Annotated in this window: 1 protein-coding gene; it reads left to right on the forward strand. The window is 70.0% G+C overall.

What is annotated here, in order from left to right; genetic code table 11:
* Positions 1-95: 95 nt before the first annotated feature.
* A partial coding sequence (locus tag AB0J04_RS46195; RefSeq protein ID WP_363174741.1) for an IS701 family transposase occupies positions 96-1257 on the forward strand: 1162 nt, incomplete at its 3' end.

The raw sequence follows: 1257 nt of genomic DNA on the forward strand, positions 1-1257 counted from the left end.
CACGACAGCTGTAGTTCTTGATTGTCAGCGTGTCCGTGCTGGTCAGGGCCGGGGCGCCGTGGGCACAGGAACGGCCACCGTGATCATGAACGTTTGTGACGACGATCAAGGACCAGGTGGCCGCGGAGGCCACGATAGCCGAGCGTGAGTGGACGGACGTCATAGGGGCGGCCATGGCCGCGGTGGCGAACTGCTTCACTCGGCGTGAACCCCGCCTGCTGGCACGGGAGATGTGCGAGGCGATGCTGATGGAGCTGGACACCCGCAACTGCTGGACGCTCGCCGAGGCCCTGGGCCACTGTGGTCCGCACCGCCTGCAACACTTTCTCGCGCGCGCCCGCGTCGACCACGACCTGGCCCGCGACCGCCTCGCCGCGTGGATCACCAGCGAACTCGCCGATGACCAAGCCGTACTGGTGGTGGACGAGACGGGCGACGAGAAGTCCTCCAGCGACGCAGTCGGGGCAGCCCACCAGTACTCCGGGGCCCTGGGCCAAGTGGGCCTGTGCCAGGTCGCCGTCCACCTCACCTATGCCTCCCGGCGCGGCCACGCGGTGATCGACCGGGAGCTGTACCTGCCCGCCGCCTGGGCCGCCGACGAAGAGCGGCGCCTGCTCACCCACGTCCCCGACGAACGGGAATTCGCCACCAAACCGCAGCTGGCCGCCAGCATGCTCGAACGCGCCCGCGCCCTGGGCATCCACGCCCGCTGGACGGCCGGCGACGAGGTGTACGGCGGACGCGAACTGCGCCTGGCCGCCCGCCGCCTGGGCTTCGACTACACCATGGCCGTCAGGACGGATCACCGCGTCACCACCTCGGCCGGCGCCTTCACCGCCGCCGAACTCGCCGGGCACGTTCCCAAGAACGCCTGGGCACGCATGCGCACCGGTCACGGACTCAAGGGCGACCGCCACTACGACTGGGCCCTGCTCGACGTACCCGCCGACGACACCCCCACCGGACACGCGGCCGGCCACTCCCACCTGGTCATCCGCCGCCACCGCTACACCGGCCAACTCTCCTTCTACCGCTGCCACTCCGCCACCCCCGTCGCCCTGGCCACACTGGTCGACGTGATCTGCTGCCGCTGGAAGATCGAAGAGGATTTCCAGCTCGGCAAGAGTGCCTGCGGCCTCGACCAGGGCCAGACCACCTGCTGGAACTCCTGGATGCGCTGGACGTTCATCGGCATGCTCGCCGCCGCCGTCCTCACTGTCACCCGTCTGCGCACCACCGCCCAGGCCACCCGCGGCC

It is taken from the genome of Streptomyces sp. NPDC050263, from assembly GCF_040655955.1.
Classification (GTDB): Bacteria; Actinomycetota; Actinomycetes; order Streptomycetales; family Streptomycetaceae; genus Streptomyces.